15 protein-coding genes are annotated in these 17,291 nt (G+C 45.8%); 13 read left to right on the top strand and 2 right to left on the bottom strand.

All coding sequences use genetic code 11. The annotated features are described in order from the left end of the window. Positions 1–6: 6 nt before the first annotated feature. The 3 genes from IEX80_RS13470 (at position 7) to IEX80_RS13480 (ending at position 5,370) form a co-directional block, all read left to right on the top strand. On the top strand, positions 7–3,447 hold the full coding sequence (locus IEX80_RS13470) for a ThuA domain-containing protein (protein WP_229701623.1): 3,441 nt from the start codon (positions 7–9) through the stop codon (positions 3,445–3,447). Positions 3,448–3,573: 126 nt separating this feature from the next. Next, positions 3,574–4,431 (top strand): sugar phosphate isomerase/epimerase family protein, encoded by an 858-nt coding sequence (locus IEX80_RS13475; RefSeq protein ID WP_188833182.1) that lies wholly within the window; start codon positions 3,574–3,576, stop codon positions 4,429–4,431. A 3-nt stretch (positions 4,432–4,434) separates the two neighbouring features. Further along, complete coding sequence (locus IEX80_RS13480; protein ID WP_188833183.1) at positions 4,435–5,370, top strand: sugar phosphate isomerase/epimerase family protein; 936 nt, start codon at positions 4,435–4,437, stop codon at positions 5,368–5,370. Positions 5,371–5,565: 195 nt separating this feature from the next. Here the strand turns inward: IEX80_RS13480 and IEX80_RS13485 are convergent, their stop codons facing one another. Continuing rightward, positions 5,566–6,087 carry a protease gene (locus IEX80_RS13485; RefSeq protein WP_188833184.1) on the bottom strand — a complete coding sequence of 174 codons (522 nt, stop codon included), beginning with the start codon at positions 6,085–6,087 and terminating at the stop codon, positions 5,566–5,568. Between the two features lie 134 nt (positions 6,088–6,221). Here IEX80_RS13485 and IEX80_RS13490 point away from each other — a divergent pair, with 134 nt between their 5' ends. After that, positions 6,222–7,343 (top strand): metallophosphoesterase family protein, encoded by a 1,122-nt coding sequence (locus IEX80_RS13490; RefSeq protein WP_229701624.1) that lies wholly within the window; start codon positions 6,222–6,224, stop codon positions 7,341–7,343. Between the two features lie 48 nt (positions 7,344–7,391). Here IEX80_RS13490 and IEX80_RS13495 read toward each other — a convergent pair whose 3' ends face one another. After that, positions 7,392–7,988 carry an FMN-dependent NADH-azoreductase gene (locus IEX80_RS13495; RefSeq protein ID WP_188833185.1) on the bottom strand — a complete coding sequence of 199 codons (597 nt, stop codon included), beginning with the start codon at positions 7,986–7,988 and terminating at the stop codon, positions 7,392–7,394. Between the two features lie 406 nt (positions 7,989–8,394). Between IEX80_RS13495 and IEX80_RS13500 the strand changes: the two genes are divergently transcribed. The 9 genes from IEX80_RS13500 (at position 8,395) to vgrG (ending at position 17,289) form a co-directional block, all read left to right on the top strand. Then, positions 8,395–8,979: a Pvc16 family protein gene (locus IEX80_RS13500; RefSeq protein WP_090524152.1), complete on the top strand. Its 585-nt coding sequence runs from the start codon at positions 8,395–8,397 to the stop codon at positions 8,977–8,979. 38 nt (positions 8,980–9,017) lie between these two features. After that, positions 9,018–10,202 (top strand): hypothetical protein, encoded by a 1,185-nt coding sequence (locus IEX80_RS13505; protein ID WP_188833186.1) that lies wholly within the window; start codon positions 9,018–9,020, stop codon positions 10,200–10,202. An 18-nt stretch (positions 10,203–10,220) separates the two neighbouring features. Beyond that, positions 10,221–11,675 (top strand): phage tail sheath family protein, encoded by a 1,455-nt coding sequence (locus IEX80_RS13510; RefSeq protein WP_112652163.1) that lies wholly within the window; start codon positions 10,221–10,223, stop codon positions 11,673–11,675. Positions 11,676–11,686: 11 nt separating this feature from the next. Then, entirely contained in the window at positions 11,687–13,678 is a 1,992-nt protein-coding gene (locus tag IEX80_RS13515; protein ID WP_188833187.1) for a phage tail sheath C-terminal domain-containing protein, read from the top strand. A 105-nt stretch (positions 13,679–13,783) separates the two neighbouring features. Further along, the gene (locus IEX80_RS13520) at positions 13,784–14,215 is read left to right on the top strand and encodes a phage tail protein (RefSeq protein ID WP_090524162.1); all 432 of its coding nucleotides are present in this window, start codon (positions 13,784–13,786) and stop codon (positions 14,213–14,215) included. 2 nt (positions 14,216–14,217) lie between these two features. After that, positions 14,218–14,676, top strand: coding sequence for a phage tail protein (locus IEX80_RS13525; RefSeq protein ID WP_091171169.1), 459 nt, complete (start codon positions 14,218–14,220; stop codon positions 14,674–14,676). Positions 14,677–14,680: 4 nt separating this feature from the next. Then, positions 14,681–14,860, top strand: a complete 180-nt coding sequence (locus tag IEX80_RS13530; RefSeq protein ID WP_188833188.1) for a DUF5908 family protein — start codon at positions 14,681–14,683, stop codon at positions 14,858–14,860. Beyond that, positions 14,860–15,531, top strand: a complete 672-nt coding sequence (locus tag IEX80_RS13535) for a CIS tube protein (protein WP_090524172.1) — start codon at positions 14,860–14,862, stop codon at positions 15,529–15,531. Before IEX80_RS13530 ends, IEX80_RS13535 begins: the two co-directional genes overlap by 1 nt. A gap of 6 nt (positions 15,532–15,537) precedes the next feature. Beyond that, positions 15,538–17,289: a type VI secretion system tip protein VgrG gene (vgrG, locus tag IEX80_RS13540; protein ID WP_188833189.1), complete on the top strand. Its 1,752-nt coding sequence runs from the start codon at positions 15,538–15,540 to the stop codon at positions 17,287–17,289. Positions 17,290–17,291: the final 2 nt, after the last annotated feature.

The raw sequence follows: 17,291 nt of genomic DNA on the forward strand, positions 1-17,291 counted from the left end.
TCAAACATGTCATTAAAAACAAAACTCACCTTCGTTTTTTTGACAGGATTAACTTTCCTGCTGTATTCCTTTAAAAAACCATCTGATAAACCGCGTGTGCTGGTGTTTTCAAAAACTTTAGGCTGGCACCACTCATGCATCCCGTTTGGGATAGCGGCCATTCAAAAATTAGGTAACGAGAATGGCTTTGATGTGGATACCACCACCAATTCTGCTAATTTTAATGATGACAATCTTAAGAAATACCAGGCGGTAGTATTTAACTGTACCACCGGCAATGTGCTTAATGCGGTTGAGCAGGCAGCTTTTGAACGTTATATCCAGGCAGGCGGTGGTTTTATGGGGGTACACTCTGCGGCTGATACCGAGTACGACTGGCCGTGGTACGGCAAACTGGTTGGGGCTTATTTTTCAAGCCATCCCAATAATTCCAACATTCGCAAGGCAACAATAGATGTAACGGATAAAAGCCAGCCGGCCACTGCCAACCTGCCCGCAAGGTGGGAGCGTACCGACGAATGGTACAATTACAAATCTATTTACAGCGGTATCCATGTGCTGGCAAGCCTCGATGAAAATACTTACGATGGGGGTACCAACGGCGCCAATCATCCCATAACCTGGTATCATGAATTTGACGGCGGCCGGGCATTTTATACAGGCTGCGGCCATACCGACGAAAGCTACAGTGATCCCCTGTTTTTGGGGCAATTGCTCGGTGGTATCAAATATGCCATGGGTAACGGCAAACCGTTAGACTACAGTAAATCATATTCTAAAGTAGCGCCCGATCAAAGTCGTTTTATCAAAACTGTGCTGGTGAGTAACATTGCCTCGCCTATGGAACTGGCGGCGGCAAAGGATGGCCGTGTGTTTTTTACCCAGTTATTGGGCAATTTTTCGGTTTATAATACCAAAACCAATAAGTTTAAATTAATCCATAAATTCCCGATCACCTATGAAGGTGGTACGGGTGTTATCGGCCTCACGCTCGACCCTGATTTTGACAGGAACCAGTTTGTTTACATTTACTACATGCCCGCCGGACAAACCATTGAACCGCTTAATTTCCAGCTTTCACGCTTCAAGTTAAGTCCGGCGGATGTACTCGACCTTAAATCGGAAAAAGTACTGCTTAAAGTGCCTGTACAAAAGGTGAGCGGTGCTCACCACGGTGGCTCACTGGCCTGGGATAAGGATAAAAACCTGTACTTGTCAACAGGTGATAGCTCAAGCCCTTTTCCTTCTGATGGTTATGCACCGCTGGATGAGCGCCCCGGAACAGAGCATTACAGTCTTGACGCGCAGCGGAGCGCCGGCAATACTAATGATTTTAAAGGCAAGATCCTGCGGATCCACCCCGAGGCTGACGGCACGTACACCATCCCCGAAGGAAATCTTTTCCCGAAAGGTACGGCTAAAACCAAGCCCGAAATTTATGTTATGGGCTGCCGTAATCCATACCGGATTGCGGTAAATCCTAAAACATCGGTTTTATACTGGGGCGAGATCGGGCCTGATGCAGGTAAAGATTCACCGCGGGGGCCGCGCGGGTATGATGAGTTTAATCAGGCGCGCAAAGCAGGAAACTTTGGCTGGCCATATTTTGTGGGTAACAACTTTGCTTACTCGCATTGGGATTTTGTAAACGCTAAACCCGGACCAAATTTTGATCCTAAAGCGCCGGTGAATAATTCTCCCAATAATACCGGTTTAAATGTGTTGCCACCGGCTATGCCTGCCATGATCTGGTATCCTTATGCAGCTTCGGATGAATTTCCTGAACTGGGGATGGGTGGTCGTTGCGCTATCGGAGGCGATTTTTACGAGTTTGATAAAAGCGTTAAAAATCCAAACAAGTTCCCTGAATATTATGACGGTAGTTTGTTTGTAGCAGATTGGATGCGTAACTGGGTGATCAATCTTCGTTTTGATGAAAATGAAAACTATTTACGCAATGAAGCTTTTATGCCTGCAAACGGCGATTTTCGCCGACCGATTGATATGGAGTTTGGCCCGGATGGTGCCTTGTATATGCTGGAGTATGGCTCGGTTTACGGTGCTCAAAATGAAGATGCCCGGTTGGTTAAGATTGAGTACAATACCGGCAACCGTGCGCCGATTGCCAAAGCCAGTATTTCGGATACAGCGGCATTTAATAAATTCGCCAAAACCAGGTTTTTAACCGCGGAGTTAAAAGAGTTTCCTGCTAAAAAGGAAATAGCCGGCCAGGCCCCGCTTAAGGTAAGCTTTAGCAGCCAGAACAGTAAAGATTTAGATGACGATGATAGGATCACTTACCAGTGGCTTTTTGACGGCAAAACTGTCGGTGCCGCTACACCATCGGCAAGTTATACTTTTACTAAACCGGGCGTTTATAAAACCATTTTAAAAGTAACGGATAAGGGGGGCTTAACTGGTAGGGATACGGTAATTGTAAGAGTTGGCAATACCAAACCCGAAGTTACCATAGCCAGTGCTGATAATAAATCATTCATCTGGAAAGGCAAGCCTTTCCGCTACCATGTAGTGGTTAGTGATAAGGAGGACGGTAAAATAGATCCAAAAAGGGTAAAATTATTTTATATCTATAACCCGCAGCCCTCGGCCAATAGCACCACACAAAACTTAACGGCTTTGTCAACTACCGAGGTAAGCTATCCGGGTAAGGGGCTGATGGCTAATAGTGATTGCAAATCGTGCCATACTATTAGTAAAACAGCCGTTGGGCCAAGCTTTTTAGCTATTGCAAAACGGTACAAAACACAAAAGGGAGCTATTGATCAGCTCTCTAAAAAGATAATTGCGGGCGGCGCGGGTAGCTGGGGTACCGAGCATGTAATGAGTGCGCATCCGCAACTATCAAATGCCGATACGCGGGAAATAGTGAAATACATTTTTTCGCTTACGGATAAAAAGAGCCCGGTATTGCCTTTGCCCTTAACCGGAACACTCAATCTGAAATTTAATGATGCCGAACCGCGCGGAGAATACACACTGCTGGCATCTTATACCGATAAGGGCGGTAAAGTTGTTGGTCCGCTGAAAGCTACGGATATGGTGGTGTTGCGGAATGCTGCAGAGAAGGCTGTTTATGCCGATGAGTTGAAAGGCTTTAATAGATTTAAAGATGACCTGTCGGCAGGGAGCCATAAATCATATGTACTGTTCAGGAATATTGACCTGACCAACATCAGCAAGTTTACTTATAAATACACCTCGAAAGATTACGACGGGGAGATAGAGGTCAGGCTCGATTCGCAGGCCGGGCCGGTGATCAGTTCGGTGGCTTATTCAACCACCGGTTCCTGGGATAAAACCGGTGAAGTAACCGGTGTGTTGAGTAAACCTGTAAGAGGAAAGCATGATGTATATTTCTTCGCCATAAAACATTCTAAGCCGAGTGACGGTATTTTAAATTTGAAGGATATTCAGTTTGTTGAGTAACGATTTCGAAGCGCAAAAATATGCAACCTCTGAAAGTGAAATGACAAAGCAGCTAAAGACTTACGAAGTTTTAAAAACTTCGTGAGTCTGGATTCTGCAATTATTAATCGTTAACCAATTTTAACCATGAAAAAATCAACCATTTTTATAGCCCTCGTAGCCGTCATGGCTTTGGGACAAAACAAAGCTTCAGCACAAAGCAAACCATTATTTACCGGCCCGATAGGGGTGCAGGCTTACACATTTCGCAGTAGTATGCCAAAAGCTGCAGCTGCCGTGCTGGATACTATAAAATCATTGGGCATCACTGAAATTGAAGGTGAAGGGCCGAAAGGGATGCCACCCGAAGAGTTCAGGAAAATGTGCGATGACCGCGGTATCAGCATCCCATCAACCGGGGCGGGGTATGACGCAATTGTTAATGATCCGGGTAGCGTGATCAAGCTGGCTAAAATACTGGGCGCCAAATATGTGATGGTTGCCTGGATCCCGCATGGTAAAGAGTTTACTTTGGATGATGCCAAGAAAGCCGCTGCCGATTTTAATCGGGTGGGTAAGATATTGAGTGAAGCGGGTTTAAGCTTCTGTTACCATAATCACGGTTACGAGTTTGGAACTTATAACGATGGTACACTGTTTGATTATATCGCCCAAAATACCGATCCGAAATATGTCTCGTTCGAGATAGATATCCTGTGGTCGTTCCATGGCGGGCAGGATCCGGCTGCATTGATCAATAAGTATCCTTCGAGGATGAAACTGATGCACCTGAAAGATATCCGCAAAGGCGTAGCTAACGACCTTACCGGCGGTACCGATACCAAAAATGATGTTGCCTTAGGTACCGGGCAAATTGATATCCCCGGAGTGCTGAAAGCTGCAAAAAAGGCGGGTATTAAACACTACTTTATTGAGGATGAAAGTCCGTCGTACAGCCAGCAATTGCCTGTTACCATTGCCTATCTGAAAGGTTTAAAGGATTAGTATATGAGTAATTTAAACCGTAGGCAAGTGTTAAAAGCGATAGGTTTAACGGCGGGGGCTGCCGTATTGAGCGAAACCGCAGCGGTAGCAGCGCCCATAGCTCCAAAAACAGGCAATGGCTTTGTTTACTCATTAAATATGAGCACCATCCGCGGGCATAATCTTGGTTTTGTTAAAGAGCTTGAAGTAGCTGCCAAAGCCGGTTTTACCTCAGTAGAGATCTGGATAGATACCCTGCAAACTTATCTGCAAAGCGGCGGGTCATTAACCGAAGCCAAAAAGATCATCGCGGGCTTAGGTCTGAAAATTGAAGATGCCATAGGTTTTGCCCCATGGCTGGCCAATGATGAACCTACCCGTAAAAAAGCGCTGGAGCAGCTTCAACGGGAAATGGACATGCTGGCACAGATAGGCTGTCATCGCATTGCAGCCCCTCCGGCGGGCGTGACCAAAGGCCCGGTGCTTGATCTGGATGTGGTTACTGAACGATACCTCGCCATCCTGAAAATGGGCGAGCAAACAGGCGTTTTACCCCAACTGGAAATGTGGGGCGGATCGCAAAATCTGAAACATATAAGCCAGGTACTTTATGTAGCTACACAGTGTGGTAACGCGAATGCCCGCATTTTACTCGATGTGTTCCATATTTTTAAGGGGCAATCAGCAGTAGAGAGCCTAAATTATGTTGGTCATCACGCACTGGATATTTTTCATGTAAATGACTATCCGGCAGGTATCAGTCCTGAGCTGATCTCCGAACCCGACAGGATCTATTGCGGAGATGGTATCGCCCCGCTTAAAGAGATCCTGCAAATAGTTAAAAACCCCGAACGGCCGCTGGTGATCTCGTTTGAGGTTTTTAATAAAAGTTATTATGCACAGGATGCTTTAACGGTGGCCAAAACCGCGTTGAAGAAAATGAAGGAGGTAGCCTCTTGAAGAACATATAAAAGAGGTGGGATTGTGTGATTCCCCTCTTGAGAGGGGCGGAGGGGTGTGTTTCTGCTTTGATAAGTCTACCGCAGAAATACACCCCTGCTACCGCTCATTTACCCGCGCCCCTCTCAAGAGCGGCTTTTAAAAGCTCACCATCGATGAGCATAAATAAGCACCAAATATTAAATCTTTCCTTTTTTACTTCCCTTCATAAACAAACGCTACACTGTCTTTCACGGTAAGCCCGCTCATATTTTGCCCTACGTAAATAACAGTATATTTTGATGGTTTACTGATATCATAAGCCTTTAGCAGGTCAATAGTAGCCGTTAAGCTATCCTTTGGATTAACTTTCATATAGCTGCTGGGCGGCGGAGGCATAATTCTTTTGGCCATAGCTCCTTTGTACAGCATTTCCTGACCGCTTGCATCTTTAACATCAAGATATTTGCTCATAAGCGGCTCAAACGGGGTATGCCATTTGCAGAATTGACGGGCTGTGTCGGCATCGTTGTAAACGGTGAATTTTAGCTCAACGGCGTCTCCAATTTTAATTGTGGGCTTTATTTGCATTTTGGCAAACAGGCTGGCGCTTATAGCAGGGGCAGAACTTTGATTTTTAGCAGAATCAGAACCGGCAGATGTGTTTTTAACATGATTAACAGTACATGCCGATAAAGTAAGCAGGGTTGCAGATAAGATTATTTTGTAGTTTTTCATGCCGCAAAGGTAAGCACTTCAATTACCATTGGCCTGATAGAATTTTGAACCCGTGATTTCAGGCTGGCCCTGTTAAACCCTAAACCCCAATTTAACCCTGCCTTAATATTAGGTTGCGTAATTTTGTTGACATCATGGAGCAGATGGCTTTAATTTCCTCGTTAAAACACACAGGCCCGGTCATCAAAAAAGATCAGCCGGATGACAGCTATAAATTTCAGCCCCTGCCCGAGCCCTCCGGCAATTATCCCTATCATCTATCCATACATGATGTAGTGCACGGCATTGCTGATGACAAAATGGTTTTTCATATGGTAGGGGATACCGGCAGCATCCGTAATCCGGGTTCGCAAAGGCGCATAGCAGCTTTAATGGCCGCACAGTATAAAGTGCTTTCCGGCGCCGGTAAACCAAAGTTTTTGTACCATTTAGGTGATGTTGTTTACAACTACGGAGAGGCTCAAAACTATTATGAGCAGTTTTTTGAACCCTATAGCCTTTATCCGGGGCCGATATTCGCGATAGCCGGTAACCATGATAGTGATGTAAATCCTGCTGCTGCAATGCCGTATCAAAGCCTTGATGCTTTTACAACTGTGTTTTGTGATACTGTTTCGCGCCCGGTAATGCTGAGCCGAAGGATAGACCGCAAAAGCATGCCGCAGCCCAATATTTACTGGACAATGGACACCCCGCTGGCAACCATCATCGGTTTACATACCAATGTACCTAAGTATGGCGTTGTTACCCGCGAGCAGCGTGAATGGTTTATGGAGGAACTGCGATCTGCCGATATGCAGCGGCCAGATAAGGCAATTATCCTTTGTATGCACCATGCCCCTTATTCGGCAGATATTAATCATGGAGCCAGTTTGCCGATGATTGATTTTTTAGAAGGTGTTTTTGAAGAAACCGGCATCAGGCCTGATATAGTTTTTAGCGGGCACGTACACAATTATCAGCGTTTCAGTAAGGAATATAATGACTTAACCATGATGCCTTTTATTGTTGCCGGCACCGGAGGCTTTGATGAATTGCATCCAATTGCTTTGACCGACAATACGGGTTTTACTGCCGAAGATTCCAGGTTTGATGGGGTTAGCCTTGAATACAGTTGCGATACCCGTCATGGTTTTTTAAAGATCGCTGTTGAAAAGATTAACAATGGGCTCACCTTAACCGGTGAATATTACACTTTAGCCGATGAGGACGAAAATACAGCTGTTTTAACGGATAGCTTTGTTATTAAAATTTAAAACAAGAACACCCGAAGAAAGCAACTACTTCCTCCGGATGTTTTAATATTAAAGCTCAATTGCCTGTATCGCTTTATCTAAAGCAATTTCCTGCATGCCCGGTACCTTTACGCCCTCAACTCTAAATGCTTTAATATCCGTCATCCCCATAAAGCCCAGTACTGCCCTTAAATAGGACTCAGTGAAATCATAAGCTTTCATGAATCCTTCAGAATATACTCCGCCCGATGAAATGGCAAGGTATACTTTTTTATTTTTAACTAATCCCTCAGGTGTTTTTCCATCGTATTTGAAAGTTTTGCCTGCACGTGCAACATGATCTATCCATGTTTTTAAGGTTGATGGAATGCCGAAGTTGTACATCGGTGCATCAATAACTATGGTATCGGCATTCATTAGTTCGGCAACTGCCTCGTCCGAATGTTTAACGGCTTCAACAAGCTCGGGTGTCCTTTTTTCTTCAGGAGTGAAAAAAGATGTTATGTGTGCTTCTTCCAGGTGTGGGAAGGGGGTAGCTGTTAAATCATGTGTGATTAAAGTATGATCCGGGTGGGCCGATTGTAATTCACTTACGATGGCCTTGCCTAATTTTACGCTGAATGATGCTTCGCCCCTCGGGCTGCTGATGAGATGTAATATTTTCATTGCTCTTTATTTTGGAAGCAAAATTACCTTGAATAACTATCAAAAAGATACTACTATCCTAAAGGATACTGGTATCCTTCAGGATAGTAGTACTTGCCTTTCGGAGAATTATCTGAAGTTCAGGATACCGGAAATGTGCAGATCCGCGCATCGCCAAAATTCCTTGTTTTTAAACTTAGGGCTGTTTGGCGGAAAAATGCGTAAACAGAAAAAGCCCGTTTTAACTATAGATTAAAGGTTTTGTGTTGTTTTAACCTATTCATTACCACGTATTTATACGTGTTTTAATTGCGTATAAATACGTGGTAATTAACGTGCATACACTTGCATGTTACTAAAGCCTGATGCCCAACTTTGGATTAACATCAGCAGCGGGACTGCAACCACCTATAAACATCTAATTATCATGATTTACCAAACCGTAAGTTTTTTAGCCGAGCAGTTAAATAACTATCTCAAAACAACCGACGGGAACAGCGGACTCAGCTCAAGCTTCACCCAGCTTAAAAACGTGGCCCACCTGAGCGATGATGAGATCAAAGGACTTGAAAATATCCTGGTAACGCTGGTAAATATATCCGAAGAGTTTACCATGAAAAACATACCCAATTATGTACGCAACGGCGATGATATTAACTATCGCAACGCGCCAATGTACCTTAACCTGTATGTTTTGTTTTCGGCTTGTTTGCATTCTTCTTATGAAAAATCACTGATCTTCCTGTCTCATATCGTCGAATTTTTTCAGGGGAAGAGCACTTTTACCAAACAAAACAGCCCGACCACGAAAGTAGGCCTCGGCGATTTTCGCCTTATACTTGATATCTACTCGCCCACATTTGAGCAGGCCAATTACCTGTGGAGCACGTTGGGTGGTAAACAATTTCCATATGTATTGTACCGCGTCAGGCTGATTGAAATACTGCGCGATAATGTGACCGAAACACGTGGCATCATTAAAAAGATAGAACTGAGCGATAAACTGAGCTAACGATTAGTGCCGGCGATTAACCTGTAAATTATAACCCGATGGTACTGGACCTGAACTACGAAACGCTTTTTGAGGTTGACATCCGTCATCATTATCACCTGGATGACGGTATCACACTCTTTGACACGCTGAGTGCCGACGCGCGTCTGGCCATGCTGGAACGTTACGATATCGGCAGCTTTATGAGTGTAACGCCTACTAAAGCTACAAGGGCAAAGTTTGCAGGCTTGCACATGGTTTATAAGCAAACCGAAACCGGCATTATTACCGGCATTCCGTATACTTTAAACGGCACGAAGGAACAGCCGCAGATAGTACCGCCGGATAACACCGTATTTAGCTTTAGTATGGCTATTAACGACGGGCTTTTTGCGAACTATAGCTCACTGCCTTTAAAGGCGCCGGATGGTATGGTATACTTTTTTACCAACGATCCTTCGTATTCGCCGCGTGTGGCGCCGTTTTTAACAGCGACACCGAATGTGTACAAGGCTGCTACCGACTATTACCCCGGCGATATGCTGGTAGATAACCAGGCTGCGCCAACTAAATTATTTATCGCCCAGAAAAAGAATAACCTTGATCCGGCAGCGGGCGCTACCCCGGCGGGCAACTGGGTAGCTGATCCGCTGGTAGGCGGAAAACCGCTGGCCTACGCAAGTAATAATGATTTGATCCGCCAATTTGGACGCATATTTACTTACCAGGTTACGGTGGCTAATAAAACCCCGGTACTCACTATAAAAGATCGCTTTGGCAATGTTGTAAACGTGCCCGGCAGTGTGGAAACCGGGCCTTTGAACATCATCAAAGCTGATATGGGCAATTTACCGGAAGGTTTATATACTGCCCACCTGGCAACCGCAGGTTATACTGACGACTTTCCGTTTTATTACAGCATGGACTCATCGGCCTGGGCTTTTATTGATATCTGTGTTAAAACAAGCGGTGCAACTTATAACCTGTTACAGGCGGATACCACGCTTAAATCGCCGGTGTTTAGCTTACGGTTTAAAAACCGGGCAACCTACTGGCGCTATATAGGTAAAACTTTTGGCGCGGCATCAGTAACTGATAACGCGCTGCCCCTTACCCGGCAGGGTTTCATAGCTGTGAAAGTGAAGGATAAAAATAATCATCCAACCACTATCGACCTGCCCAATGCAACGGCATCCCTTATTAAACCAGAAACCAATCAGATTTTTTCAGATATATTTTTTTAGGAAGTAAAAAACAGTAATATGGCAACAACATACAAAACTCCGGGTGTTTACGTGGAAGAAATTCCACTCCTACCTCCATCGGTAGCCGAGGTTGAAACGGCTATCCCGGCCTTTATAGGCTATACACAAAATATTAGCTATAACGGGGCATCGCTGCAGTATAACCCCGTCAGGATCAAATCGCTTAAAGAGTATGAGCAGATCTTTGGTTTTGCCGAGAATACCCTGTTCACCACAACCGGAACAGCAACCGGTATCAAGATCAAAAAGGCGGCCGGTGTATTTTCATTTGATGCCGCGGTTGACGATCCTTACGCAGCCCTGAAATTCAGGATGTACTATTGCCTGCAGCTTTACTTTGCCAATGGCGGTGGCCCTTGTTACATTGTTTCGGCAGGCCAAACTGGTGCGGCTGTTAATGTTGACAAAGCTTTGCTTGGAAACGCGCTTGCCGCGGTTCAAAAGGAAGACGAGCCCACAATCTTGCTGTTTACCGATGCGGTAACCCTTACCGCACCTGCAGATTATTATGGCTTATTTACCGCGGCATTGGCCCAGGCTGCATTTCTGCAGGATAGGGTAGTACTTATTGACCCCTATGTGGCAGTAGCCGATAAAGGGAAGAAAGCGTTTGGTGATATCGCAACTGCTTTCCGCACAGCTATTGGGGTTAATAACCTTAGTTATGGTGCTGCCTATTATCCATGGCTGCAAACCAGCATCAACTATTTCAGCAATGAAAGCAAACAGCTGATTGTTTCCGGAACAGGCGTTACACCAACTGATTTTCCGGCCACTGCCGTTCTGCGCGACGATGCCAATACAGCCAATTCTATCTATCACTTAAACAGTGACCTGTATAACTATATCAAACAGCAAACCAGCCTGTTCTCGGTTATTTTACCTCCCGCAGCGGCAATAGCAGGTGTATACGCTTCTGTTGATAATACGCGGGGTGTTTGGAAAGCGCCGGCAAATGTGAGCCTTAACATGGTAGCAGCCCCAATGGTAAAAATTGATGATGCCGATCAGGAAGATATGAATGTTACCAGTACCGGTAAATCAGTAAATGCTATCAGGGCATTTTCGGGCAAGGGTGTATTGGTTTGGGGAGCACGTACGCTGGCAGGTAATGACAACGAATGGCGTTACATATCGGTAAGGCGTTTCTTTAACATGGTCGAAGAATCGGTTAAAAACTCAACCCAACCCTTTGTATTTGAGCCTAACGATGGTAATACCTGGGCAAAGGTACGCGGCATGATAGCCAACTTTTTAATACTGCAATGGCGTGCAGGTGCTTTACAGGGCGCCAAGCCTGAGGATGCCTTCTTTGTACACGTTGGCCTTGGCGAAACCATGACCTCGTTGGATATCCTGGAAGGCAGGCTCATTGTTGAAGTAGGCATGGCTGTGGTCCGTCCGGCCGAGTTTATCATTCTTCGTTTCAGTCATAAAATGGTTCAATCTTAAATCAATTAGTCATGGCTTATAAAACACCCGGAGTTTACGTGCAGGAGATTGCACTGTTTCCGCCATCAGTTGCCCAGGTTGAAACTGCTATACCCGCCTTTATTGGTTTTACAGCTTTTGCATTAACTCCTGAAGGCAAATCGCTGGTAAATGTACCAACCCGTATAAAATCGTTGCTGGAGTTTGAAAGCTTATTTGGGGGCGGCTATGTACCGGCAACCATTAAGGTTACTGTTAACCCGGCTACAAACCAGATCCTGAACGTAGCACCCGATAAACGGTTTCATCTGTATGTATCACTCAGGCAATATTTTGATAATGGCGGCGGGCCATGCTATATCGTTTCGGTGGGAGATTTCTCATCTGCAGTAACGGCGCCGCCTATATCGGGAGGTATCGATACCCTATCGGCCGAGGATGAGCCTACACTGATCTTGTTTCCCGATGCGGTTGAGCTGGTAAGCGGTGGTAACCCCGACCTTGTTGCTTTTAGCGGTTTGCAAACCAAAGCGTTGGGCCTGTGCGCTTCTATGCAGGATAGGTTTTCGATACTTGATGTGCTGCAGGGCGATAAACGCCAGGATGTTAGCAATAAGCCTATTGATGACTTCCGGAGTTCGATAGGGATCAACAATCTCAATTATGGCGCGGCTTATTATCCCTGGATTATAACCACTTATGATGTCAATGTTGATTTCAGGCAGATGGAATTTTGGAACAATGCAGGGGTACCGGCCAAGATCACCAATTATGATGGCTTTTCAAAAAGCACTGATGAAAAGGCACTGGTAACCAATCTGCAAAATGCTATCAAGGACACTGATAAAGTAATCGGATCTGTATTTAGTAACGCCGCTGACGCAACTGCGTTGAGGGTTGGTGGCATTGATGCCGTTAAAGCAAAGTTAACCGCACTGGCAAATAATATTGCCAAAAACATAACTCCCGATGTACAGCTAACCAGTTACCTCGATTTGTTGGCCGCCATTGTTACCGCGGGTAAAAAGGCTAAAGATGCACCCGCTGTTGGTGCGTTGTATGGCAAAGACATTGATGCATTGAGTAAAGATGCAAAGCTTGCCGCTGCCGTCACCAGCCTCATTGCTTACGAAAAAAATGCCAAGGTTGCTGCTAATGCGACCGCCGGCCGCAATCCAGCGCCTGTTTATTCGGTATTGGATAATACACCCTGGTTAGCTAACTCAAACTATGCGGCTGTAGCTGCCAATGCAGACAACTTTACCAAGGATGCAGCCGGTGCGCTTTCCATCGTACAGGCGCTGCAGGATACCGTTGCCACCATTTTAACTGGTTTTGGCGCATTAATAAATGGTGCCCTGTTTTATGAAAACCTTGCCGAACAGGCTTTATTCTCGGGTAATGTATTTTTCAGTGCCGCCAACTCGGCAATAACGCTTAAAATGAGCACTATACCGCCGTCTGGGGCAATAGCAGGGGTGTATGCCAATGTTGACGGTACCCGGGGAGTTTGGAAAGCACCTGCCAACGTAAGCCTTAACAATGTGATTGGCCCCGCTGTGAAAATTGACAACAGCGACCAGGACGATATGAATGTTACTGCCACCGGTAAATCAATCAATGCTATCAGGGCTTTTGCGGGCCGGGGCACTTTGGTTTGGGGCGCGCGTACCTTAGCAGGTAATGATAATGAATGGCGCTATATCCCTGTCAGGCGTTTCTTTATCATGGTTGAAGAATCGGTTAAAAAGGCTACTTATCCTTTTGTATTCGAGAACAATGATGCCAACACCTGGACAAAGGTGCGGGTAATGATCCAGAACTTTTTAACGCTGCAATGGCGTGCCGGGGCCTTACAGGGCGCTAAACCCGAAGACGCATTTTTTGTACACGTTGGCCTTAACGAAACCATGACCGCGCTCGACATTTTGGAGGGCCGTATGATAGTTGAAATTGGTATGGCTGTAGTAAGGCCTGCCGAGTTCATCATCCTCCGCTTCTCACACAAAATGCAGGAGAGTTAATTATATAAAAGCTTAAAGCGGAGTGCATAAAGCTATTAATTACTTGATTTGAAGCTAATTAATAGGTTCTATATAAATCAATGAATTTCATTTAAAACAAATAAAATGGCAAATTATCCTCTACCCAAATTCCATTTCCAGGTTGACTGGGGTGGCACACGCATCGGTTTTACCGAAGTAACTGGCTTACAAATTGAAACCGAAGTGGTTGAATACCGCGAAGGCAGCAGCAAGGAATACAATAAGGTAAAAATGCCCGGCATGCGCAAATACGGTAACATCACCCTAAAACGCGGCACATTTGCTAATGATAACGAGTTTTATGATTGGATGAACACCGTAAAACTAAACCAGATAGATCGGCGCGACCTTACTATTAACCTGCTTAACGAAGAGCATCAGCCGGTAGTTACCTGGTCGGTAAAAAATGCATTCCCGGTTAAGATCCAGTCGGCCGATTTGAAGGCTGATGCCAACGAGGCCGCAATTGAAACGCTTGAGGTTGCACACGAAGGTTTAACCATCAAAAACGGCTAATCATGGCCTTCGACGCTAAATCGGGTTATCCGCCTTTAGGTTTTCACTTTAAGGTGGTTTTTACAGGCATTGGCGATGAAGAAATCGACAGCCGGTTCCAGAACGTATCGGGCCTTTCCATGGAGATGGAAACAGAATCCAAAAAGGAGGGCGGCGAAAACCGTTTTGAACACGCGCTGCCGGTAAGGGCCAAGTTTCCGGCACTGGTGCTGAAGCGAGGGCTCATTACCGAATCAAAACTGCTGATGGACTGGTGCAATAACGTGTTCAATAATTTTATTATCGAACCCAAAGACCTGACCGTAAGCCTGCTTAATGAAGAACATGACCCGCTTTTAACCTGGAATGTAGTGCAGGCCTGGCCAAAAAAATGGAGCCTGAGCGATTTGAATGCCGAGCAAAACAGCATCGCAATTGAAAGCTTTGAGCTGCAATACCAGTATTACACCCTTCAAACCTGATGTTATGCCAATTGAGATCAGAGAACTGAACATCCGCGTGAGCGTAAATCAAAGCCCTGCCGAACAGGATTCAAAGCCCTCGGGTGTCGGTGGCGGTAGTGGCGGTGGCGGTGATAAAGATGAGATCATTGCCGAATGCGTGGAGCAGATACTGGAGATTTTGAAAAATAAAAACGAACGCTGATGGCCGATAACGTAACCAAAATGAAGATCGTGGCCTGGTCCGATCCGAAGAGCAAAAATGAAGAAGGCTCTATGACGGTACAGGTTAACCCCGAAAGCTACAGCCAGAAGATCGAGATCAAGTATTCTGATAAGCAGGCGCAGGGAACCTCGGGCAAGTTGCCCAAGTTTTCCAAAATTGAGCCCCAGAAAATGGATTTCGAGCTGATGTTTGATCGTACCGGGGTAATCAATGGTGCTACCGCCGGTGAGTTAGGGGTTGACGAGGATATCGATAACCTGCAAAAGCTCATCATCGAATACCAGGGCGATAAGCACCGGCCAAGGTTTGTAAGTATCTATTGGGGAACGCTTCAGTTTGACGGTGCCCTGGAAACAATGGATATCAGCTATAAACTGTTTGATAGCCAGGGCCGCCCGCTCAGGGCAATTGTAAAAGCTTCGTTCATTGGTTCGGTTGAGGATAAAAAGAGGGTAGCTAAAGAAAATGCCCAGTCGCCCGATTTAACAAAAGTGAGGGTGATTAACGAAGGGGACACATTGCCGCTGCTCTGCTACCAGATCTACGGCGATTCAAAGTATTACATAGAAGTAGCCCGGGCAAACAGTCTTAACGATTTCAGGTACCTTAAAACAGGCACAAAGCTCAAATTTCCACCATTAAATCAATAACAAATCATGGCAGATAGCCGCACCATAGAAACCACCCGGCCAAGTACCGTTGTTACCCCGATTGTAAAAATTGAGGGCACCGAGATACCCCGCACCATGCAGGTGGAGGCTATGGTGATTGATAAAGGCGTAAACCGGATTGCAGCCGCCAAACTGGTGATTATTGATGGTGATACCTCGGCCCAAAAGTTTGATGCCAGCAACGGTGACTTGTTTGTGCCGGGTAAAAACATCGAGATTTTGTGTGGTTACGAATCGGATAATTATACACTGTTTAAAGGTGTGGTTATTAAACACAGTATCAAGCTGCGTAACAGCGGCTCGCAACTGGTTATTGAATGCCGCGATAAGGCCATTGCCATGACCCTTGCCCGCCACAGCAAGTACTTTGGCGAAAACGTGAAGGACAGCGATGCAATAACTACTATAGCAGGCACTTACAGCGGTTTAAGTACCGATGTTGCCGATATGAACATCACCACCAGCGACCTGGTGCAATACGAAGCCACCGACTGGGACTTTATAACCGGGCGCGCCGAACTGAACGGGATGCTGGTTTATACCGATGATAATACCCTCTCCATCAAAAAGCCGGAAATAAGTGGCACCGCGGTTGTGGAATTATCATTTGGCGCTACCATGCTAGAGTTGGATGCCGAGATTGATTCAAGGATCCAGTTCCCCTCCATAACAGGCCGCACCTGGAACCCGGCGTCACAGGAAATTGAAAAGGTTGATGCCAACCCGCCATCGGGCGAGCTGAACGGCAACCTGACAGCCGATGACCTGGCAGGGGTGTTTAACGAAAGCAACTACCACCTCAATCATGGCGGTAAGCTTTCGCAGCCCGAATTGCAGGCCTGGGCAACATCGCTCAAGCAAAAACAGGTGCTTTCAAAAGTGAGGGGCAGGGTGAAATTTAAAGGCATCCATACAGTGAAACCGGGGATGATCATCAAACTCAGTAATCTGAGCGATAGGTTTAACGGCAACACCTTTGTAAGCCACATTCAGCATCATATCTCAGCCGGTGACTGGCAACTGGAAGTACAGTTTGGTTTGGATCCGCAGTGGTTTACCGAAAAGTTTGAAACCAGTATAAAGCCCGCTTCGGCTTTGATCCAGGCAGTGCCCGGTTTGCAGATTGGCGTTGTAACCCAATTGGAAAGTGATCCTGATGGTGAATGCCGCATACTGATACGTATGCCGGTGATCAGCGCTGATGATCAGGGGATTTGGGCGCGTGTAGCAACTCTGGATGCCGGAAAGGAACGCGGAAGTTTCTTTTTGCCCGAAGTTGGGGATGAGGTAATTGTTGGTTTTTTAAACAGCGATCCTCGTAAACCGGTGGTACTGGGTATGCTTAACAGCAGCAACAAAACCGCCCCTTTAACCGCGGCCGACGCCAACAACCAAAAGGGTTTTGTAACCCGCAGCAAAATGAAGCTAATTTTTGATGACGATAAAAAATCAGTAACCATCGAAACACCGGCCGGGAAAAAGATCATCATGGACGAGGATGCCGGGGCGATTGAGTTAAAGGATGAGAACAATAACTCGATAAAAATGAACAGCGATGGCATCACCATCGAAACCCAGGGTAAACTGGTGCTTAAAGCCCAGCAGGATTTTAACGCCGAAGGAATGAACCTGGGCCTGAAAGCCAATACCGCCCTTTCGGCCGAAGGATCGGCCAGTGTGGAAGTAAAATCAAGCGGTACGGCGGCACTGAAAGGCTCAATTGTACAAATAAACTAATA

The sequence above is a fragment of the Mucilaginibacter rubeus genome, from assembly GCF_014643835.1.
Lineage (GTDB): Bacteria > Bacteroidota > Bacteroidia > Sphingobacteriales > Sphingobacteriaceae > Mucilaginibacter > Mucilaginibacter rubeus.